Genomic DNA, 22,171 nt, shown 5'->3' with positions numbered 1-22,171 from the left:
AGCCGTGTAGTAGAAAGTCTCGGCCAGGGTGTCCTGGCCATCGCCCAGGTTGAAGACATAGGTATCAGCACCGTCATAGCCGTTGAGGGTGTCATTGCCCTTGCCGCCGATGATGATGTCGTTACCGAAGCCGCCGAAGATGGAGTCGTTGCCACTCAGCCCCAATATATAGTTGTTGTTAGCCGTACCTATCAGCGCGTCGTTGGAGTCGCTGCCCAGTTGAATATGCTGAGAGCTAAGCTCGGCTATCTGGTCGCGAAACTCATTAATCTCCACTGCGGATAACTGATCTACTATTGCAGGAATGAAAGAGAGCTTTAAAGAGTCGGCTGATTTTTTGTCTTTCCAAGCTTGGGAGAATTCTAATGCGTCGCTAATAGCCTTGAGTGGATTTTCACTCGCTATAGTTGCGAATAGCGTGTGCATCTGATTGTAATCAGGCTCCATCCCGGCATTCGTGATATTTAGATTAATTGCATCTACATATGTTTTTAGGCGAGTCTGCAGTAATAGCCCATCGTAGATGGACTGCTTGAGGCTTTCGTAAGCCTGATTCAATAAGCTGGCTTGTCCAGCATTCAGTGATAGTTGTTTTTCGTTGATTACTACGTTGCCTTGGGCAGTGTTGTAAGTGCTATTGCTGCTGCCAGCACCAATGCTAATTGACAACGTCAGACTGTTTGCCCCAGCTTTCACCTTGCCGAACTCTAGGATGTTCTGCGCATTGAACACTTCCAGCGCTTTCACACGCTCAAGAAGCTTCCGGGTGTTCTGCTGCGCTTCGGTCGGTTGAGTGCCGCTGGCTTCCCAGGAGTACTGGAAGCGTACATCGGTGGTGCCGTCATCCAGCGCATCGATGCGCTTATCGAAGGTCTGGTAGTCGGCGCTCTTGGCCCATTCGGCGATCAGCTGATCCAGCAGGCCCATCTGTTCTTCGCGGGTCTGCGCCTGGGAGTAAGTGGTCAGCAGGGTCTTGAGCTCGGCGTTGAGCATCGAGGCTTCGCGCAGGTCACGCACCGCGCCGGAGCCTTTCATGTCCGGCAGGGCCTTGGCCGTGTCGTCAAGGGCGATGTGGTCGGTGAATTCGCGATAGAAGGGGTTGCTGGCCAGGTCCAGATTGGCGGCCAGGCTTTGGTTGGCGTTGACGGTGCCTTCGCTGCCATCGCCACGGACGAAGCTGCCGACGGCGCTGATCAGGTTGCCGTTGGAGTTGTAGCTGCTCACCGTCGAATCCAGGTTGATGGCGACGATATTGTGCTCGGCCAAGGTCTTGAGTTCGCCCGCCTGGGCGATGCCGTCCTGGTTGGCGTCCTGCCAGATCTTCACATTGGCGAACTGGGTGTCCCGGGCATCGAAGACGCCATCGCCGTTGCTGTCGAAATCCTTTAGCGCATCGAAGCCATTGCTGGCCTTCTGGCCGTTGGCCTTGACGGTGTCGACGCCGAACAGCTCGCCGCCATTGTCGATCTGGCCGTTGCCATTACGGTCCAGCACGAGGAAGCCGTCGTCGCCCTTGACCCAGCCGGTACCGGTCTTCAGGCCATCGCCATCGAAGTCGAAGGTGATGCCGGTATTGGCGCCGACGGTTTCAATGCCGTCGCCGTCCAGATCGAGACTGAGGGGGTCATAGCGGCGTTCGACGAAGGCGTTTGCTTCGTTGAAGCGCTGGTTGGTTTCTGCTTTGACTTGGGCCTGATTTCTTTTCCGCACCCATACGATGTAGGAGTCGGTAGTTTCACCATTGACGAATGCGTCCGTATATTCATCACGGCTTCCCAAAAGCTGACCAACACCAGAGTTTTCAACCGCAGCGTAAGCGGTGTCAGCGATCTCAGGCAGTGTCATGCCAAATATCTGGAGTTCGCCATCGAGTGACCATCCATCTTGTGGCGTCCACTCCAGTTTCACACCAACGCTTACAAACATGACTCTTTTACCAAGAGACAGCGGGGTCCCAGAGATAGTGGCTCTCTCTATGCTGGTCTTCCCGTCAGCCCCTATTTTGGAGACGATAGTTGTCTCGCCTGGTCCTCGTTCTGTATGAAGCGTTACAGTTCCGTCCGTCTCTACCTTTATGGTGGAATTTCCAGAGACATAGGTAACTGATGAACCGTCGAAGCTCGGTTCGAAGATGTTTCCGTGTTTGTCTTTGAATACAACGGATCCATCCAGTCCTATTTCAGCCTCATACCCGCCCGTATCATAAACACGCAGGCCATCTGTGCTGATAACTACGTGGTCGCGGGGTTGTTCTTCATTAGACATCGTACGTTCCTTGTCTTTATTGAGTATTGAATTTTGAAGTGGAAGAGTGGTGTTACCGCTCCCCCAAACTCTCATCCTGATATTCCTTCAACGGACTCAGGAAATAATCGATCACCTTTCGCTTGTCCGTCTTCACCTCCGCCCGCACGGCCATGCCGGGGGAGAGTTCGATGCGGTTGTCGCCGACCTGGATGCTGTTTTCCTTGAGCAGGATGCGGGTGCTGTAGACCAGGCCGCGCTTTTCGTCGTCGATGGCGTCGTTGGAGATACTTTGCACGGTGCCGTGCACCACGCCGTATTTGGTGAAGGTGAAGGTTTCGACCTTGATCTCCACTTCCTGGCCGGGGTGGACGAAGCCGATGTCCTTGTTCTCCAGCATCGCTTCCACTTCCACCGGCTGGTCGCTGGGCACGATGACCATCAGTGGCTGGGCTTCGGTGACCACGCCGCCGTTGGTGTGGATGGCCAGTTGCTGCACGGTGCCGTCCACCGGGGCGGTGAGGCGCATCAGGCGGTCGCGCTGTTCGGCCTTCTTCAGCTCCTGGGCGAGGGAGGCGGCGCGTTGCTCGGATTCGTGCTGCAGGTCGAGCATGGCGCGGCGGGTCTGGGCCAGCACGGTGTTGCGCTGGCGTTCGGCGGCGCTGCGGGCAGCGGTGAGTTCGATGACACGGGCCTGCTGGATGGCCAGTTCGCGCTCCTGGTCGAGGCGCGCCTGTTCCTTCTCCAGGTAGGCGTGCTTGGCCACATAGGCCTTGTCCAGCAGGCGCTTGTAGTCGGCGGAGAGCTGGCGGGTGATGGGCAGGGATTCCTCCAGCTTGGCCACCCAGGCCTTGGCCGCCTGGATCTCGGCGACGCGCTGGTCGATCTCGGCGTCGGCCTGGTCGAGGGTGCTGCGCAGTTCCAGGTACTGGCCCTGCAGCCAGCGCTGGGCGGCCAGTTGCTGCTCGGGGCTGGCCTCGGGGATCAGCGCGGCGAGGGAGGTGGGTTCGCCGCCGTCCTGGATGGCATCGAGCAGGGCGCGGGCGCGGGCGCTGTCCACCTGGGCGGCGAGCAGGTCGCTCTTCAGGCGGTCGACGTCGGCGCCGGTGATCTGTGCGTCGAGGTCCACCAGCAGGTCGCCGGCCTTGACCTTCTGCCCGTCGTAGACGTGGATCGCCTTGACCACCGCCACCTCGCTGGGCTGGATGATCTTGGTCTTGCCGCTGGGCACGATCTTGCCGGTGGCGGTGGCCACCACGTCGATCTCGCCGACGCAGGCCCAGACCAGCGCGAGCGCGGCGAAGGCGATGATCGCCCACTGGATGTAGCGCGGTGCCGGGTGTGGCGGCTGCTCCTGCAGGGCCAGGGCGGCGGGGAGGAATTGCACCTCGTGGCTCAGGCGCTGCGGGGCGTCCATGGCCTTGCGGTGGCGCCAGGCGTGACGCCAGGCGGTGCGGTAGCGGTTGATCAGTTCGCGTTTGGCGCCCATGGCTTACCCCTGCTGCAGTCGGTGCAGGCGCGAGTAATGCCCGGCCTGGTGGGTGAGCAGTTCGGCGTGGGTGCCCTGCTCGACGATCTGCCCGCGGTCCATCACCACGATGCGGTTGGCATCGCGAACGGCAGAGAGGCGATGGGCGATGATGATCACCGTGCGGCCCCGGCAGATGTCCTTCATGTTCTGCTGGATGATGCGTTCGGACTCATAGTCCAGTGCACTGGTGGCCTCGTCGAAGATGAGGATGCGCGGGTTGCCGATCAGCGCCCGGGCGATGGCCACGCGCTGGCGTTGGCCGCCGGAGAGCGAGGCACCGTGCTCGCCCACCACCGTGTCATAGCCCTCGGGCAGCAGCTCGAGGATGAACTCGTGGGCACCGGCCAGCTTGGCCGCCTGCATCACCACCTCGATGGGCGCGCCGGGGTCGGTGAGGGCGATGTTCTCGCGGATGCTGCGGACGAACAGCATGTTGTCCTGCAGCACCACGCCTATCTGCCGGCGCAGCGAGGACACGTCCGCCAGCGCCAGGTCCATGCCGTCCACCAGCACCCGCCCGCGCTCGGGCGTGTAGAGGCGTTGCAGCAGGCGGGTGAGGGTACTCTTGCCGGAGCCGGAGCGGCCGACCACGCCTATCACCTCGCCGGCCTGGATGCTCAGGCTCACCCCGCGCAGCACCTCGGAACCATCCGGGCGATAGCGGAAGTGCACCTGGTCGAACTCGACGTTGCCACGGATCGGCGGCAACGCACTGCGCGCCGCCTGGGACAGTTCGGTACGGGTGTTGAGGATGTCCCCCAGGCGCTGCACCGAGACGCCGGTCTGCTGGAAGTTGGTCCACAGCTGGGCCAGGCGCATGATCGGCTGCGACACCCGCCCGGCGAGCATGTTGAAGGCGATTAGCTGGCCGACGCTGAGGTCGCCGTCGATCACCAGCCGCGCACCCAGCCACAGGGTCGCCACGGTAACCAGCTTGCCCACCAGCCCCACGCCCTCGTTGGCGATGGTCGACAGGGTCTGGGTCTTGAAGCTCGCCGCCACGTAGCCGGCCAGCTGGTTGTCCCACTTGCGGTTGATCTGCGGTTCCACCGCCATCGCCTTGAGCGTGTCGATGCCATTGACCGTCTCCACCAGGAAGGCCTGGTTCTCCGCACCGCGGGCGAAGCTCTCGTTGATCCGTGCGCGCAGCACCGGGGTGATGATCAGGGAAATGAGGAAGTACAGCGGCAGCGACAGCAGCACCACCAGCGTCAGCCAGCCGCTGTAGAAGAACATCACGGCGATGAACACCACCGAGAACAGCACGTCCAGCACCAGGGTGATGGCGTTGCCGGTGAGGAAGCTGCGGATGTTCTCCAGCTCACGCACCCGCGCCACCGAGTCGCCCACCCGGCGCGCCTGGAAGTAGGCCAGCGGCAGGGTCACCAGGTGGCGGAACAGCCGTGAACCCAGCTCCACGTCTATGCGGCTGGCGGTGTGGACGAACACGTAGCTGCGCAGGCCCGACAGCGCCGTCTCGAACAGCATGATGCCGAGCAGGCCGATGGCGATCACATCCAGGGTCGACAGGCCGCGGTGCACCAGCACCTTGTCCATCACCACCTGGAAGAACAGCGGAGTCAGCAGCGCGAAGATCTGCAGCACGAAGGACACCAGCAGCACTTCGCCCAGCAGCTTGCGGTACTTGACGATGGCGGGGATGAACCAGGTGAAGTCGAACTTCGCCAGTTCGCCGGCCAGGGAGGCCTCGGAGCGGATCAGGATCAGCTCGCCGCCCCAGCGCTCGGCCAGGGCCTCGAACTCCAGCACCTCGGGGCGTTGGGCGCGCGGGTCGTGGATCAGCGCCTTGCCGTCGTCCAGCCGCGCGATGATGAAGAAGCCACCCTCGCGGTCACAGGCGATCGCCGGCAGCGGCGTGCGCTCCAGGCGGGCGATGGTGCTGCGGGCGGGGCGTGCCTTGAGGCCGAGCTTCTTGGCGGCGAGCAGCAGCTCGGCCTTGCCGAATGGGTGGCCGTCTTCGGCGAATTCGTGGGCGAGTTGTTCGGGGGAAGCGGCGACGTTATGGAAACGCGCAAGCATGACCAGGCATGCGAGGCCCGCGTCGAGCCCTTGCCCTGGCTCGTTAGGGGTGCTGTCCTGCATCAGGAGTCCGTCCTTGGTGGTGGCATAGCGCCATGCAATGCGCGCGTCATTCTGCCAATGCTCGGCCAAGCCGCAAAGCAGGCAGTTGATGAGCGGTTCTCATTCTGCGTGGCGAAAGTCCGGGAGGCCCGGGTTTGACCGCTCCGATGGCGGCGTCCTGCCATCTTTCCCGGGCGAAACGGGCACAACTAGCTACATTTTCCTCAGGCAGCGCTCGGCGCTGTGCACCACAGCCCAGCGGTCACCAGGGAATCGGCGACGCGTTGGGCGCCCGTCTACGGGTCTTGCGCATCCATTCCAGGGACAGCCGATGAACGCTACCGCCAGCATCGACGAAAGAAGTTTCCGCCGCATCCTCTCCCGCAATGTGGCCCTGCCGATCGGCATTGGCGTGCTCGGCGCCGCGCTGTTCATCGCCCTGATCGGTTACCTGCTGTACGTGCTGAGCTGGGTCGAGCACACCGACATGGTCATGGCCAAGGCCAATGAAGGCTTCCGCTACACGCTGGATCGTGAATCGAGCCTGCGCGGCTACCTGATCGCCGGGGAAGACGAGTTCCTCGACCCCTTCGAAGAGGCCACGCCGCGCCTGGAGTCGCGGATGGAGGAACTGGCCGAGCTGGTCGGGGACAATGCCGTCCAGCTGGAGAAGGTGCGTCGCATCCAGGCCATGCAGGAGCGCTGGGGCACCTTCGCCCAGGAGATGATCGAGCGCCGCCGCGCCAACCAGGACATCACCACAGCCATCCGCGAGAAGCGTGGCAAGCAGTTGGTGGACGGCATCCGCCGGACCTTCGCTGATTTCATCGCTGCCGAGCAGCAGCTGCGGCACGATCGCAACGAGCGTGCCACCAACACCGCCATCTTCACCGTCGTCGCCTACCTGCTGTTCAGCCTCGGTTTCAGCGGGTTGCTGGCGTTCGTCGGGCGGCGTGAGCTGCTGGGCCTTTCCCGCGCCTACGGCGCCACGCTGGAGCGCCAGCTCGCCGACAACCGGAAGCTGCAGCAGCAGGCCTGGCTGCGTGAAGGGCAGTCGCGCCTGGCCGAGTCCATCATCGGCCAGCAGACCTCCACCAGCATCGGGCGGGCGGTGCTGGATTTCCTCGCCCAATACATGGGCATGGTGGTGGGTGCGCTCTACGTGCGGCAGGAGAACGGTGAGCTGCGCCGCGTGGCGGACTACGGCTTCTCCCCCGAGGAGCGGGCCCGCGAGCAGGCCTTCGCCGATGGCGCCGGTATGGTCGGCCAGGTGGCGGTGGAGCGTCGCTCCCGCGTACTGGAGGGTCTCGCCCCTGGCTACCTCAAGGTCAATTCCGGGTTGGGCAGCGACGATCCGCTCTCGGTGATGCTCGCGCCCACGGCCACCGAAGGCAGCGTCAACGGCATCGTCGAGCTGGGCTTCCTGCGGCCGCTGGATGAGCGTGACCAGGCTTTCCTCGATGCCATCGGCGGCAGCCTCGGGGCCTCCATCGAGGCTGCGCGTTATCGCCAGCGCCTGCACGACGTGCTTACCGAGACCCAGCAGCTCAATGAGGAGCTGCAGGTGCAGCAGGAAGAGCTGCGCACCGCCAACGAGGAGTTGGAGGACCAGGCGCGGCTGATCCGCGAATCCCAGGCCAGCCTGGAGACCCAGCAGGCCGAGCTGGAACAGACCAACGAGCAGCTGAACGAGAAGACCCTGCGCCTGGTGGAGCAGCGCGACACGCTGGACGAGCGCAACCATGCCCTCGACCGGGCGCGCAAGGAGCTTGAGCAGCGGGCCGAGGAACTGGAGCGGGCCAGCCGCTACAAGTCCGAGTTCCTCGCCAACATGTCCCATGAGCTGCGCACGCCGCTGAACAGTTCGCTGATCCTCTCCAAGCTGCTGGCGGAGAACCGCAAGGGCAACCTCGACGGGCAGCAGGTGAAATACGCCGAGCTGATCTACTCCTCCGGCACCGACCTGCTGAAGCTGATCAACGACATCCTCGACATCGCCAAGGTCGAGGCCGGGCGCCTGGAGATACGCCCGGAACAGACCGAGCTGGCGCGCATGGTGGAGAACCTGGAGAACCTCTTCCGGCCACAGGCGACGGAGAAGCAGCTGGCGTTCGAGGTGCAGGTGGACGCCGCCGCGCCCCGGCAGTTCTTCAGCGACAGCCAGCGGGTGGAGCAGATCCTCAAGAACCTGCTTTCCAACGCCTTCAAGTTCACCCATGAGGGCAGCGTGCGCCTGCGCGTGCGCCCGGCGGAGGGCGGCATCGCCTTCGATGTCGCCGACACCGGCATCGGCATCAGCCAGGAACAGCAGAACTTCATCTTCGAGGCCTTCCGCCAGGCCGACGGCACCACCAACCGGCGCTTCGGCGGCACCGGCCTGGGGCTGTCGATCTCGCGCAACCTGGCGCAGATGCTCGGTGGCAGCATCGAGCTGCGCAGCGAGCCGGGGCAGGGCAGCCTGTTCACCCTCTGGTTGCCGGAGAGCTACCAGGCCGAGGAGGCGACCCCGGAGCCCGCCGAGCCGGCCCCCTTGCCCGAGCCGACGCCGGCCCCGGACGAGGAGAAGCCGGAGGTGCCGGCCTTCCCCGACGACCGCGGCCTGGCCGACCAGGACGGGCGTTGCGTGCTGGTGATCGAGGACGAGCCCAAGTTCGCGCAGATCCTCTACGACCTGGCCCACGAGCTCGGCTACCGCTGCCTGGTGGCGCAGAGCGCCGGCGAGGGGCTGCGCCTGGCGGGCGCGCACGGGCCGGATGCCATCCTTCTCGACATGCGCCTGCCGGACGACTCCGGCCTCTCGGTGCTGCAACGGCTCAAGGACGATCCGCACACCCGCCACATTCCCGTGCACGTCGTCTCCACCGACGATCGCACCGAGCCCGCGCTGCACCTGGGCGCCATCGGCTATGCGCAGAAGCCCACCACCCGTGAGCTGCTGGTGGACGTCTTCTCGCGCCTGGAGGCCAAGCTCACGCAGAAGGTCAAGCGTGTGCTGGTGGTCGAGGGCGACGCTTCGCAGCGCGACGGCATCGCCCGCCTGGTGGGCGACGAGGACATCCAGGTGGTCGCCGCCGAACGGGGCGAGGAGGCCCTGGCGCGGCTGCGCGAAACCCAGTTCGACTGCATGATCATCGACCTCAAGCTGCCCGACATGCACGGCAACGAGCTGCTCAAGCGCATGGCCGCCGAAGACCTCGGCACCTTCCCGCCGGTGATCGTCTACAGCTCGCGCAACCTCACCCGTGACGAGGAGGAGGACCTGCTCAAGCATTCGCGCTCGATCATCATCAAGGGCGCGCGCTCGCCCGAGCGCCTGCTGGACGAGGTCACGCTGTTCCTGCACAAGGTCGAGTCATCGCTTTCCAGCGAACGCCAGCGGATGCTGCAGACCGCGCGCAACCGCGACAAGGTGTTCGAGAAGCGCAAGGTGCTGGTGGTGGACGACGACGTGCGCAACATCTTCGCCCTCATCAGCGCGCTGGACGAGAAGGGCGCCCAGGTGGTGACTGCGCGCAACGGCCAGGAGGCCATCGAGAAGCTCGAGGAGAACCCCGACATCGACCTGGTGCTGATGGACGTGATGATGCCGGTGATGGATGGCTACGAGGCCACCCGGCGCATCCGCCAGGAGCCGCGCTGGGCCAGGCTGCCGATCATCGCCGTCACCGCCAAGGCGATGAAGGATGACCAGGAGCAGTGCATGAAGGCCGGCGCCAGCGACTACCTGGCCAAGCCCATCGACCTGGAGCGCCTGTTCTCGCTGATCCGCGTCTGGCTACCGCAGCTGGAGCGTTTCTGAGTGTTTTCAGCGACCTCGATCGGGCGCTGACGCTGAAGCAGGGAGGTCATCATGGTCGATCATGTGAACGCGGTATCCGGGTTGCGCTGGCAGCCGTACCGGGGCGAGTCGGTCCGAAATTGCGCAGCCTGTACCGCGGCCGGGGCCGTCAACCTGACGGTTGGGCACTCGAGCATTTCTTCCTCCCATGTCGCTCAGGCCCGGGAAACCGGGGACTGCCAGACGACCATGGGGCCCGATACCAAGGCCCAGGCCATTGCGATCGCCGACTATGTCGCCGTCAATACCGGCCGAAAGGCCATTCACTCGGGTGACGCCCTCGATCGCGCCGATGCCGAGGCGTGGATGCGGGGCCAGCCGGAGAAGACCGTTTTCGCGGTGCTGGCGTCGGGTTTCGTTCCTCATGACAGCGAGAACAAGTGCCATTGGCTGAACGCGATACTGGCCGGGGGAACGCTCCGCTATTTCGACTTCCAGACCATGCGGCCGAGCCGGTTGGGGGGTGACTTCGTGGGTAGCCGCAATCCCTCGACCTCGACCGCCCCCTTCGTCGGCGTGATAACCCAGTCGCAGAACGATGCGAACCACTGGCAGATGCACAGCGCCCGGCAACCGGGCTCTTTCGATGGCTCGGTGAAGCTGACGGTCATTGCCTTCCCGCCAGCCTGACTACTCCGCTTACCGTCAATCATCAGCCTTGCGGTTCAGGCGCACGCCGCGCGGCGGCTTGGCCAGGTAGCTCCACAGGGCGTTGGCGATGGCGTTGTGGTTGAGGCCGTCGCCGAACAGCTGCTGGCCGATGCACAGGCCGAGCTGGCGGTAGCTCTCGAACTGGGCCTCGTCGAAGAACTGGTCGGCGGTGCTCTGGTTGGGGAATACCGGGTTGGCGCGGGCGTAGTTGAACACGTCCACCGGCAGCGATTCGATCAACCGCGGCTTGAGCAGGAGGATGCGGCTGGTGAGGGTGCGCGGAGCCTCGGCGTCGTCGCGTTCGCCGCTGCTGAAGACGTTGAGCAGCATGGCGCAATGGCGATCGGTGGGCGTCGGTGGTTGGCGGAAAGCCTCGAGGCTGGCGAACACCTGCGACAGCAGCGGGTGGTCGAGCACGTCGGTGTCTTCCTCGATCTCCAGGGCGTGGTCGATGCGTGACAGGCGGATGAGGTTGGCCAGGTCGTCGAAGCGGTAGTCCGGGTCGCAGCCGCAGTCGCACATGACGATCAGTTCGATGTCGCGCTCTGGGCGTACCAGTTCGTAGGTGGCGGTGTTCTCGAAGTGGCCGCCGTCGGTGAGGTAGAGCTTGTCGCGGCGATGGCCGTGGAAGTGCGCGGTGAGTTCGTAGAACAGGTAGGTCTGCGCCGGCAGCCAGCGCGACAGGCGCTCGGAGTTCTTCGACGGGCCGGCCTGGCGCGGCGGGAAGTTGCTCTGCCACCAGGTGCCCAGGCGCACGTTGGCCAGGCCCAGGGCCAGGGAGGTGCCCAGGCTGGTGGCGCGGCCCAGGCCGGTGCTGAAGGCGGCGCCGGAGGTGGCCACCCATTGGCCGAGGGACAGCGGCTGGTTGATCTCGCCCTTGCCGCTGGGCGCGATGCGCACCTTGCGCTCGCCGTCGAGGATGAAGCTCACCGCCTCGGCGCCGGGGTTGCCCGGGGCGTACCAGTAGGGCGCCACGCACAGCGGCTTGCCCTTGCGGTCGCGCTGCACCAGTTGCTCGGAGGGGTCGACCGTGAGGTTCATGGTGACGTTGATCAGGTGCAGCGGACCGGCGGTGCGGTTGCGGTAGTAGCTGTCCAGGGCGATGTCGTCGCGGGACAGGGTTTGCGCCACGCTCATGCGCTTGCGGCTCTGCCGGCTGGGCACGTCGAAGCGCTGGCCGTTGGAAGCGCCGAGGTAGGCACGGGTCAGGCGGGCGGCGTAGAAGGCCTGCAGGGTGGAAAGGTTGATGAAGCCGATGAACTGCCCGGAGACCCAGGCCAGCAGCGCAGCCACGACGGCGAGCCCGGTGAGGCGCTGCAGGGCGAAGGGCGGCATGGCATCCGGGCCGGGCACCTGGCCGTTCCAGGCCACCCATTGCACCAGCAGGCCCCAGAGCAGGGCGATGCAGGCCAGCATGACGATGCCGGCGACCAGGGCGATGACGTCCAGCGGCAGCTTGCTGAGCCAGCTGGGTAGCGGCTTGTCGTCACTGGCACGGGCCAGGTGGCGGGCGATCCAGGCCAGCGCCGGCAGCAACGCGGCGGGAGCGGACGCCTGCCAGTAGCCCCGGGCGAGCACCACGTAGAGCTCCTGGGCCAGTTGGTGGAGCAGCACCAGGGCCAGCAGCGCGCCGGTGAAGGTGATCGCCTGGCTCAGCGCGCGGGTGACCCGCAGCCGGTAGTTGCGCACGTTGTTGGCGTCGAGGCCGGCGTCATCGGGGGTCGAGCCGTGGTCCTGGGTGAAGACCAGCGCCGCGCACCAGAGCAGCCCGAGCACGGTGACGATGATGGTCAGCCACAGCAGGATTTCCACCGGGTTGGTGGTGTCGGGCGTGTGCAGTTGCAGGTAGAGGGCGGGGATGGCCATGGCGATGACGATCACCACGGCGCACAGGGTCGCCCAGTTGGCCAGGGCCGGGGGCTCGTCCTGGCTCTTGCGCGAGTAGATCAGCCAGTAGGCGAGCATCAGCGGTGCCACGCTGAGCAGCGCCACCCCGCCGGGCACCAGCAGCAGGCTGGCGCAGAGCGGGCAGGTCGGCCAGAGGTGGCAGACGACACCCTGGGCGAGGGCGATCAGGGCCAGCACCAGCAGCATCGGCATGCCGATCACGTACTGCACCGAGAGCCAGTTGCGCCAGGTCATCGCCAGGGCGTAGATCAGGTCGCCGGCACCGGTGGGTGTCAGGTAGCGACCGTTCTCCCGCAGCCAGGCGGTGGGGCCGGCGCCCACCGGGGCGTCCCGGTAGTTGTCGGAGGAGTGGATGCGCCCCGGCGGCTGGTAGCGCATCACCCGGTAGGCGTCGAGGGCGGCCTGGCGGGCCTTTTCCTGCTCGTCGCCATTGACCGGTCGCAGCCGCTCGGGCTGGAACAGGCTGGAGAAGAACGAGCCCATGTAGCCGCCACCACTGACGGTGGAGAGGTAGTCGAACCGCGGCAGCAGGCGTGCGCGCGGGTCGTCTTCGTCGCCTTTCGATGGGCGATTGGCGCCGGGGTCGATGGGCGCGCGGGCCAGGGCCTGGAGCACGCCGAAGCAGAAGGTGGCGCTGCGGATGCCGCCACCGGAAAGGGCCAGGGCCCAGGGGCGTCTCGGTGTCTCGTTGCCGCTATCGAGGCCCAGGGCCTTGCGGCGCCAGGTGATCCGGTCCTGTTCCGCCTTGTACTGGTCTTCCATCGCGCCGCTCCCTGGTCGTCATCGCTCGTCGAAGTCCGCCAAGTAAAGCAGGAGTCGGGCCGATTGCCATCATGGCAAGCGGGGTGGCAGGGGGCTGCCGCATCCGGCAAGCACTGGCCCATGCAGTCTCGTCGAGGGCTGCAGGCCGCGGCTGGCGTGGGTTTGCAAGCCGTTGAAGGCAAAGGTTTTTGTCGCCGGGTACCCTGTGTGGCCGGTGGCTGGCACGGCCATTGCTCCCCAGGCCCTGTGCTTGAAATTCCGTATGGCAGCACACGCCGGCTTGGTGCAGTTGCAAGCCCCAGCCCCCCAACCCCGGCTGCGGTTCGCCGGGCACGGCCAAAAGGAAACCCCATGAAGATCAACGCAGGAGTGAACGACTGGTATTCCTACATCAGGCAGTCCAACGCGATGAGAGACCCCTCGATCTCCGCCCTCGACAGGTCCGTCCAGGTCCAGGAGGACAACGCTTCCCGCTACCAGGACAGGGTGACCATCTCCGAGGAGGCCAGGAGCCTTCTCGACCAGGTCGGTGGAGGTGACCCTGGCCTCGCCGACGATCCGTCGAGCCAGGCGGCGCCCAAGGCGGTCTACAGCCCCGCCAGCCAGCAATCCTCCGCCGCCAGCGATCCGCAAGCGCAGGCGGCCACCCGCGATGGCGTGGCCGTCGACGCGTCCGGCCCGCCCTGGCGCGTCCTCTCCGCCGGCCAGCCCCTGACCGCCATCAGCCCGGCCGAGGCCGAGGCGCGTATCGATGAGGTCACCCGCCAACGCGTCGCCCTCTATCAGAGGGCCGTGGAGGCCGGTGCCAGTGACGAGGAGATCGGGCGGCAGATGGCCGCCTTCAACGCGGCGTTGCCGGATGACGGCAAGGCCCCTGCCGACAAGACCGAAGACCCCGCCGCTGCGCTGCGGGCGATGACCGGGGGGGCGGGGCTTGCGGTCAGCCAGGACCCCGACGCGCGGCTGAGGTCGCTGGGCATGCAGCTGGGCTGATGTTCAGTGGGCTCCCGCGCTCGCGGGGGCCCACGGACAAGCTCCGCAGGTTTACTCCCCCTACGGCTTGCCTGTGCATGCCGCGCCCTGTGGCTGGCGCGACAGATGCAGGGCGATCAGCAGCGCCAGGCCGAGCATGAGGCTGATGAACAGGCCGATGCCGCTCCAGCCGGCGCGGTGCCAGAACAGCCCGCCGAGGGTGCCGGCGATCCCCGAGCCCGCGTAGTAGAAGGTCTGGTACAGCGAGGCCGCCTGGCCCTTGGCCTGCACGGCGCGGCGCCCGACCCAGCTGCTGGCCACCGAGTGGGCGCCGAAGAAGCCGAAGGTGAACAGCAGCATGCCCAGCAGGACCAGCGCCAGCGGCTCGAGCAGGGTCAGGCCGAAGCCGGCCAGCATCAGCAGGATCACCACCCAGAGCACCTTCTGCCGGCCGACGCGATCCGCCAGCGAGCCGACCATCGCCGAGCTGTAGGTGCCCGACAGGTAGACGATGGAAAGCATGCCCACGGCCGCCTGGCTGAGCTGGTAGGGCGCCTCCAGCAGGTGGAAACCGATGTAGTTGAAGAAGGTCACCAGGCTGCCCATCAGCAGGAAGGCTTCGAGGAACAGCAGCGGCAGGCGCGCATCGCGAAAATGCAGGGCGAAGCCGCCGAAGAGGTTCTTCGCGGTGATGGGGCGCGCCTGGAAGTGCCGTGACTCGGGCAGCACGCGCCAGAACACCAGGGCCGCGATCAGTGCCAGCGTGCCGATGGTGGCGAGCGTCCAGTGCCAGGAGACGTAGTCGACCATCACCCCTGCCACCAGTCGCCCGCTCATGCCGCCGATGGCGTTGCCACCGATGTACAGCCCGACCGCGAGGCCAGTATGGCGCGGGTCGATCTCCTCGCTCAGGTAGGTCATGGCCACGGCGGTCAGCCCGCTCAGCGACAGCCCCACCAGCACGCGCATGGCCAGCACCATTTCCCAGCTCTGCATGGCCGCGCTGGCGAGGGTGAAGAGCCCGGCGCAAAGCAGCGAGACCACCATCACCCGCTTGCGCCCGAGTGCGTCGGAGAGCGAGCCGGTCAGCAGCAGGCCGCAGGCCAGGGCGAGGGTGGAAACCGATAGGACCATGCTGCTCTGCGTGGCACTGATGGCGAATGCCCGGGCCAGCACCGGCATCATCGGTTGCACGCAGTAGAGCAGGGCGAAGGTGGCGAAGCCGCCGCAGAACAGCGCGAGGCTGGTGCGCAGGAAGGCGGGGGTGCCTTTGGCGATATGGCTGGGCAGCGCGGTGTCCTGGGCGGACGCTTTCATCATGGACCTCGGCAGGCGATATCAGGGCCCCGGCGCCTGTCGCGCAGGCGTGTGCCGTCGCACCCTCTGGTGGGGTGGAGTGGCTGGTTCGTTCGGGATATGGGAAAAGCCTATCGGCCGGGACTGATACTTTCCAATATATTGTTCGGCATATTTGATAGGCAGGACATATCATTCCAGCTATGGAACTCCGTCATCTCCGCTATTTCATCGCCGTCGCCGAAGAGCTGCATTTCGGCCGCGCCGCCGAGCTGCTGGGCATCTCCCAGCCACCCCTGAGCCAGCAGATCCAGGCGCTTGAGGAGGAGCTGGGCGCGCGCCTGTTCGAGCGCACCAACCGCCGCGTGGCGCTGACCGAGGCGGGGCGGCTGTTCCTCGTCGAGGCGCGCCAGGTGCTGGCCCAGGTGGGGCAGGCGACCGAGGTGGCGCGCCGGGCCCAGCGCGGCGAGCTGGGTGAGCTGAAGGTCGGCTTCACTTCGTCGGCGCCTTTCACCTCGGTCATCCCCGAGGCCATCTTCCGTTTCCGTCGCGCCCATCCGGACGTGCAGCTGGAGGTGCACGAGATGGTCAGCCGCGACGTGGCCGAGGCGCTGCTCAACGGGCGCATCCAGGTGGGGCTGATCCGCCCGCTGCCGCTGCCCGAGTCCCTGGTGGCGGTGGAGCTGTTCCGCGAGCCGCTGGTGGCGGTGCTGCACGCCGACCACCCGCTGGCGACGGACCCGGCCTTCGATGCGGGCCTGCATCTGCAGGCGCTGGCCGCCGAACCCTTCGTGTATTTCCCGCGTACCGCCGGCACCGGGCTCTACGACCAGTTGATCGCCCTGACCCATGAGATGGGCTTCAGCCCGCGTATCACCCAGGAGTCCCACAGCGCGCTGACCATCATCGGCCTGGTGGCGGCGGGGCTCGGCGTCTCGGTGCTGCCGGCCTCCTTCACCCGCATGCAGTTCGATGGCGTGGTCTATCGCACGCTGCTCGACCCGTCGGCGACCACGGCGGTGTGGCTGGTGCGCCGCAGTGACGAGCGCTCGCCGCTGTCACGCTCCTTCATCCGGATGCTGACCGCGTGAGATTCGCAGGATCAGGCAAGCATCGCGCAGGAATCGTCTAACCGGAAAAGCCTTCCTGTCCGTAGTCTCTCCCTGTATCGGCGCCCATTACGGGCGCCGCATGCCGAGGTCGAAGGCGATGCGAGAGCCGCATGCAAGCAACCCGCGCAAGGCCGATCGTGCAGCACTGGCGACGGTCTTGTGGCTGCTGGTGCTGACGTCCCTGTTCCTCGCCACGCCGCTGATCGAGGCCTGTGTCCTGGGCCACGTGCAAGAGGAGAGCAGACCATGACCCTGTCCCCAACCTTTACCAGCCTCGCATCCCTCCGCGCCCGCAACGGGCGCTCGGAGGAGCTGGGCGAGCGCCTGCTGGCGCTGGTCGAGCCGGCGCGTCGCATCGAAGGCTGCATCAGCCACGAGGTGCTGCGCGCCCCCGACGACCCCGACCTGTGGCTGCTGCAGGGCTGCTGGGCCAACCAGGCGGCGCTGGAGCACTATTGCGATGGCACCTGCGGGCAATGCCTGGCCGATGTGCTGCAGGGGACGCTGGTGCTCGAAGCCCGCTATTTCACCGACCACGCCTAGCGACAGCCGCGGCGCTGCAATGGCGCAGGCGTACCCGCTCGATCCGCAGCGGCTTTCACACCCATAGAGAATCCCTAAGAGCCGCGCCCCGGCTGCTTCCCTATCATCGGCCCCACTGATTTTCGCAGCCCAGCTGCCACTTCGAGGAGAGCCTGAATGAGCGAGCAAAACGCGGCGGTCGCCCTGGACGATGCCACCCTGGAATTCGCCGACAAGGTGTTCGACCTGGCCCGTAGTGGAGAGGCGCAAGGCCTCGCCACGCTGCTTGCCCGGGGCCTGCCGGCGGATCTGCGCAACCACAAGGGCGACAGCCTGCTGATGCTGGCCAGCTACCACGGCCACCAGGAGGCGGCGCGGGTATTGCTGGAGCGCGGCGCCGACCCGGACCTGCGCAACAACAACGGCCAGACCCCGCTCGCCGGCGCCGCCTTCAAGGGCGACCTGGCCATGGTCGAGCTGCTGCTCGCCCACGGCGCCGATGTGGAAGGCGCGACGCCCGGCGGCAAGACGGCATTGATGATGGCGGCCATGTTCAACCGCGGCGAGATCATCGACAGCCTGCTGGCCCATGGCGCCCGCATCGACGCCACCGACGCCGGCGGCGCCACCGCCCTGTCCGCTGCCCGGCAGATGGGCGCGGCGCAGGCGTTGGAGCGGCTGTCCGCCCGGCATTGATCCCGGATGGGGCCCGGTGGGAGCGGATTCATCCGCGATTGGATTGACTCCGTGCCCGCCGCATCCCCGTAGGTTGGTGCCGAGCGTAGCGAGGCCCAACGTTGCGTGCTTCGGGTCTGTCGCGTTGGGCTTCGTACCTCAGCCCTACCTACGGGGCTCCGAGTTCCCAGGCAGCACCGCCTGGTGGATGAAAAGAGCGTCATCCACCCTACAAAAGCTGTCGGCGGCAGGGCGTGGAAAGGGGGCGGCCGTAGGGCGGGTGCAACCCGCGAAAGCCTTCCTCTCAGATTTCCAAACACCAGAAATGAAAAAGGAGCGGCGCTTGTGGCGCTGCTCCTTTGCCCGAAGGCCTTGGGTGGCGGGACGAGCCGCCTGTTGGAAAAGGCGCCAGGCGGATCACCGGGAACCTTGGGTGCCCACATCCCTCTTGAGGAGGCGGGCGCCAGGGGCCGGAGCCCCTGGTTGGAACGGGTGGCGGGCCAGGTGTTCGCCGGGCCCGCCGGCCATCAGCCGATGGTCATCAGGCTGGCGTTGCCGCCGGCCGCTGCGGTGTTGACGCTCAGGGCGCGCTCGATCAGCAGGCGCTCCAGCGGCACTGCGGTCTCGCCCTGGGACAGGCCCTGGACGCCGATGATCGGACCCTTGCGTGCGGCGACCTGTTGGCAGATGCCGCGCAGCTGGTCCGAGTCACCGTGGTGCAGCACGGCGTCGAATTCCACGCCGTCGGCCTTCCAGTCGGCGACCAGCTGGATGCGCGCCTGTACCGCCTTGGGCAGCTTGCTGCGCAGGGCCTTGGTGAGGTCGCCGTCCTGCCAGATCACCGCGCTGCCGACCGCCAGGGCGGCGGCCAGCTGTACCAGCAGGTCGCCTTCGTCGTCGGCCAGGCCCAGCACGTTGGCGCGGGGCAGCAGCATGTAGGTGTTGCGCTCGCCGGTCGGGCCGGGGAGGGTGCGGGTCAGGCCGCTCTGGGAGAGTTCGGCGAAGCTGTCGCAAAGGCTGGCCAGCTCGGCCTTGCCTTCCTTGCCCGCCCATTCCTTAAGCGCATCCAGCGGCTTGCCCAGGCGTTGCTCCAGGCTGGTACGCAGGTGGGCGTCGGCCGCCTGTTCGTCCATGCGCTTGAAGGTGCGGCTCACGGCATCCATCGGACGGGTGGCCAGCAGGCGGTACATGTACAGCGGGCCGCCGGCTTTCGGGCCGGTGCCGGAGAGACCTTCGCCACCGAAGGGCTGCACGCCGACCACGGCGCCGACCATATTGCGGTTGACGTAGAGGTTGCCGGCATGGGCCTTGTCCACCACCTTGGCGATGGTCTCGTCGATGCGGGTGTGCACGCCGAGGGTCAGGCCATAGCCGGTGGCGTTGATCTGGTCCAGCAGCTGGTCCAGGTCCTGGCGCTTGTAGCGCAGCACGTGCAGCACCGGGCCGAACACTTCGCGCTCCAGCTCGTCCAGGCTTTCCAGCTCGATCAGGGTCGGCATCACGTAGGTGCCGCGGCTCATCACGTCGCCTTCGGTGCGGGCGACCTGGAACACGTGGCGGCCCTTCTTGCGCATCGTCTCGATGTGCTTGTCGATGCCGGCCTTGGCTTCGGCGTCGATGACCGGGCCGATGTCGATGGCGAAGTTGTCCGGGTTGCCCAGGCGGCATTCGGACATGGCGCCCTTGAGCATCTCCAGCGCGCGGTCGGCCACGTCTTCCTGGATGCACAGCACGCGCAGGGCCGAGCAACGCTGGCCGGCACTGTCGAAGGCCGAGGCGACGACGTCGGTCACCACCTGTTCGACCAGCGCGGAGGAGTCGACGATCATCGCGTTCTGCCCGCCGGTCTCGGCGATCAGCGGGATCGGGCGGCCCTGGGAGTCCAGGCGGCCGGCGACGTTGCGGGCGAGGATGCCGGCGACTTCGGTGGAGCCGGTGAACATCACGCCCTTGACGCGCTCATCGCTGACCAGCGCGGCACCGACGGTATGGCCTTCACCCGGCAGCAACTGCACGGCGCCTTCGGGGATGCCGGCTTGCAGCAGGATGCGCACCGCCTGGGCGGCGATCAGCGGGGTTTGCTCGGCGGGCTTGGCCAGCACGGTGTTGCCGGCGGCCAGGGCGGCGGCCACCTGGCCGCTGAAGATCGCCAGGGGGAAGTTCCACGGGCTGATGCACACCACCGGGCCCAGGGGGCGGTGGCTGTCGTTGGCGAAGTCGTGGCGCGCCTGGGCGGCGTAGTAGCGCAGGAAGTCCACGGCCTCGCGCACTTCGGCGATGGCGTTGGCGAAGGTCTTGCCGGCCTCGCGGCACAGCAGGCCCATCAGCGGCTGGATCTCGGCCTCCATCAGGTCGGCGGCGCGATCCAGGGCGGCAGCGCGTTCGACCGGCGGGGTGGCCTGCCAGATCGGCGCGGCGCTGAGCGAGGCGAGCACGGCGTTGCCGACGTCTTCCAGGCTGGCGTTCTGCACGTGGCCGACGATGTCGCGGCGGTCGGCCGGGTTGGTCACCGGCAGGCTTTCGCCTTCGGAGACCGGGCAGCCCAGCATCGGGCGGGCGCGCCAGTCCGCGTGGCCGCTGCTGAGCAGGGCACTGGACAGGGAGCCCAGGCGGTGCTCGTTGGACATGTCGATGCCGCTGGAGTTGGCGCGGGCGGCGCCATACAGGTCACGCGGCTGCGGGATGCGCGGGTGCGGCTTGCCCAGGGCGCCTTCGGCGGCGGCCATGGCTTCGATGCTGACGACCGGGTCTTCCACCAGTTGCTTGATGGAGATGGTCTGGTCGGCGATGCGGTTGACGAAGCTGGTGTTGGCGCCGTTTTCCAGCAGGCGGCGGACCAGGTAGGCCAGCAGCGTCTCGTGGGTGCCCACCGGGGCGTAGATGCGGCAGGGGCGGTTCAGCTTGCCGTCGGCGATCTTGCCCACCACCTGCTCGTACAGCGGCTCGCCCATGCCGTGCAGGCACTGGAACTCGTACTGGCCCGGGTAATAGTTCTGCCCGGCGATGTGGTAGATGGCCGAGAGGGTGTGGGCGTTGTGGGTGGCGAACTGCGGGTAGATGGCATCCGGCACCGCCAGCAGCTTGCGCGCGCAGGCGATGTAGGACACGTCGGTATAGACCTTGCGGGTGTAGACCGGGAAGCCTTCCAGGCCGTCGACCTGGGCGCGCTTGATCTCGCTGTCCCAGTAGGCGCCCTTGACCAGGCGGATCATCAGGCGGTGGCGGCTGCGGCGGGCCAGGTCGATCACGTAGTCGATCACGTACGGGCAGCGCTTCTGGTAGGCCTGGATGACGAAGCCGACGCCGTTCCAGCCCTTGAGCTGCGGCTCGAAGCAGAGGCGCTCGAGCATGTCGAGGGAGATTTCCAGGCGGTCCGCTTCCTCGGCGTCGATGTTCAGGCCGATGTCGTACTGCTTGGCCAGCAGGGTCAGCGACAGCAGGCGCGGGTACAGCTCGTCCATCATCCGGTCGTACTGGGCGCGGCTGTAGCGCGGGTGCAGGGCGGAGAGCTTGATGGAGATGCCCGGGCCCTCGTAGATGCCGCGGCCGTGGGAGGCCTTGCCGATGGAGTGGATGGCCTGCTCGTAGGAAGCCAGGTAGCGCTGGGCGTCTTCCTCGGTCAGCGCGGCTTCACCGAGCATGTCGTAGGAGTAGCGGAAGCCCTTGGTCTCGAAGGCGCTGGCGTTGGCCAGGGCCTCGGCGATGGTTTCGCCGGTGACGAACTGCTCGCCCATCAGGCGCATGGCCATGTCCACGCCCTTGCGGATCAGTGGCTCGCCGGACTTGCCGATGATGCGGTTCAGCGAACTGGAGAGGCCGGCCTCGTTGTGGGTCGACACCAGCTTGCCGGTGATCAGCAGGCCCCAGGAGGCGGCGTTGACGAACATCGAGGGGCTCTGGCCCAGGTGCTGCTGCCAGTTGCCGTTGCTGATCTTGTCGCGGATCAGGGCGTCGCGGGTGCCCTTGTCGGGGATGCGCAGCAGGGCTTCGGCCAGGCACATCAGTGCCACGCCTTCCTGGGAGGAGAGGGAGAACTCCTGCAGCAGGCCCTGGACGATGCCGGCGCGGCCGCTGGCGCTCTTCTGGTTGCGCAGCTTCTCGGCGATGCCGTAGGCGAGCTTGTAGGTGGCCTCGGCCATGTCGGCGGGCAGGCGTGCCTGCTCCAGCAGCATGGGCACCACCTCTTCCTCGGGGCGGCGGTAGGCGCCGGTGATGGCGGCACGCAGCACGGACTGCGGCAGGATGCTTTCGGCGAAATCGAGGAACGGCTGGTGGATCGGGTCGATCAGGGCTTCCACCGCTTCCAGGTCACCCTCGGCCAGGCGCGCGGCGATGCCCTGGAGCTCGGGAAGGGTCTTGCCGCTTTCCAGGGTCTCCAGGTAGCTGTAGATGGCCTGCTTGATCAGCCAGTGCGGCGTGCGGTCGATCTGGCGTGCGGCTTCCTTGAGGCGCTCACGGGTCGCTTCATCGAGTTTCACGCCAAGGGTGGTGGTGGTTGCCATTTCTTATCCTCATTCCTGCCGTGGTCGCGACGGCTTAGCGGCGCCAAGAGTATCCGCGCGTGAAGCGAGGTGCAAC

11 protein-coding genes and 1 pseudogene are annotated in these 22,171 nt (G+C 66.4%); 6 read left to right on the top strand and 6 right to left on the bottom strand.

What is annotated here, in order from left to right; all coding sequences use genetic code 11:
• The 3 genes and pseudogenes from DMX10_RS22285 to DMX10_RS22275 form a co-directional block, all read right to left on the bottom strand.
• Nucleotides 1-2,265 (bottom strand): annotated as a pseudogene (locus tag DMX10_RS22285) (hypothetical protein); the annotation flags it as partial.
• A 52-nt stretch (nt 2,266-2,317) separates the two neighbouring features.
• Entirely contained in the window at nt 2,318-3,733 is a 1,416-nt protein-coding gene (locus DMX10_RS22280; protein ID WP_111263128.1) for an HlyD family type I secretion periplasmic adaptor subunit, read from the bottom strand.
• Between the two features lie 3 nt (nt 3,734-3,736).
• Complete coding sequence (locus DMX10_RS22275) at nt 3,737-5,878, bottom strand: type I secretion system permease/ATPase (protein ID WP_111263129.1); 2,142 nt, start codon at nt 5,876-5,878, stop codon at nt 3,737-3,739.
• A 310-nt stretch (nt 5,879-6,188) separates the two neighbouring features.
• On the opposite strand from DMX10_RS22275, the gene DMX10_RS22270 reads away from it, so the two are divergent.
• The gene (locus DMX10_RS22270) at nt 6,189-9,656 is read left to right on the top strand and encodes a response regulator (protein ID WP_111263127.1); all 3,468 of its coding nucleotides are present in this window, start codon (nt 6,189-6,191) and stop codon (nt 9,654-9,656) included.
• A gap of 51 nt (nt 9,657-9,707) precedes the next feature.
• A complete protein-coding gene (locus tag DMX10_RS22265) occupies nt 9,708-10,325 on the top strand; it encodes a hypothetical protein (RefSeq protein WP_111263126.1) in 618 nt (205 codons plus the stop codon).
• A 15-nt stretch (nt 10,326-10,340) separates the two neighbouring features.
• On the opposite strand, the gene DMX10_RS22260 is transcribed toward DMX10_RS22265, so the two are convergent.
• Nucleotides 10,341-13,016: a patatin-like phospholipase family protein gene (locus DMX10_RS22260; RefSeq protein ID WP_111263125.1), complete on the bottom strand. Its 2,676-nt coding sequence runs from the start codon at nt 13,014-13,016 to the stop codon at nt 10,341-10,343.
• Between the two features lie 351 nt (nt 13,017-13,367).
• On the opposite strand from DMX10_RS22260, the gene DMX10_RS22255 reads away from it, so the two are divergent.
• Entirely contained in the window at nt 13,368-14,009 is a 642-nt protein-coding gene (locus DMX10_RS22255; RefSeq protein ID WP_111263124.1) for a hypothetical protein, read from the top strand.
• A gap of 60 nt (nt 14,010-14,069) precedes the next feature.
• Here the strand turns inward: DMX10_RS22255 and DMX10_RS22250 are convergent, their stop codons facing one another.
• A complete protein-coding gene (locus DMX10_RS22250; RefSeq protein WP_236204961.1) occupies nt 14,070-15,305 on the bottom strand; it encodes an MFS transporter in 1,236 nt (411 codons plus the stop codon).
• Nucleotides 15,306-15,487: 182 nt separating this feature from the next.
• On the opposite strand from DMX10_RS22250, the gene DMX10_RS22245 reads away from it, so the two are divergent.
• The 3 genes from DMX10_RS22245 (at nt 15,488) to DMX10_RS22235 (ending at nt 17,614) form a co-directional block, all read left to right on the top strand.
• A complete protein-coding gene (locus tag DMX10_RS22245) occupies nt 15,488-16,375 on the top strand; it encodes a LysR family transcriptional regulator (protein ID WP_111263122.1) in 888 nt (295 codons plus the stop codon).
• 267 nt (nt 16,376-16,642) lie between these two features.
• Nucleotides 16,643-16,939, top strand: coding sequence for an antibiotic biosynthesis monooxygenase family protein (locus tag DMX10_RS22240; protein ID WP_111263121.1), 297 nt, complete (start codon nt 16,643-16,645; stop codon nt 16,937-16,939).
• A 156-nt stretch (nt 16,940-17,095) separates the two neighbouring features.
• The gene (locus DMX10_RS22235) at nt 17,096-17,614 is read left to right on the top strand and encodes an ankyrin repeat domain-containing protein (protein WP_111263120.1); all 519 of its coding nucleotides are present in this window, start codon (nt 17,096-17,098) and stop codon (nt 17,612-17,614) included.
• Nucleotides 17,615-18,120: 506 nt separating this feature from the next.
• Here the strand turns inward: DMX10_RS22235 and putA are convergent.
• Complete coding sequence (putA, locus tag DMX10_RS22230) at nt 18,121-22,095, bottom strand: trifunctional transcriptional regulator/proline dehydrogenase/L-glutamate gamma-semialdehyde dehydrogenase (RefSeq protein ID WP_111263119.1); 3,975 nt, start codon at nt 22,093-22,095, stop codon at nt 18,121-18,123.
• Between the last annotated feature and the right edge of the window lie 76 nt (nt 22,096-22,171).

The sequence above is a fragment of the Pseudomonas sp. 57B-090624 genome, from assembly GCF_003234055.1.
Taxonomy (GTDB): domain Bacteria; phylum Pseudomonadota; class Gammaproteobacteria; order Pseudomonadales; family Pseudomonadaceae; genus Metapseudomonas; species Metapseudomonas tohonis.
Note: the sequence above shows the minus strand (reverse complement) of the source record. Positions and strands in the feature narration are given on the sequence as shown.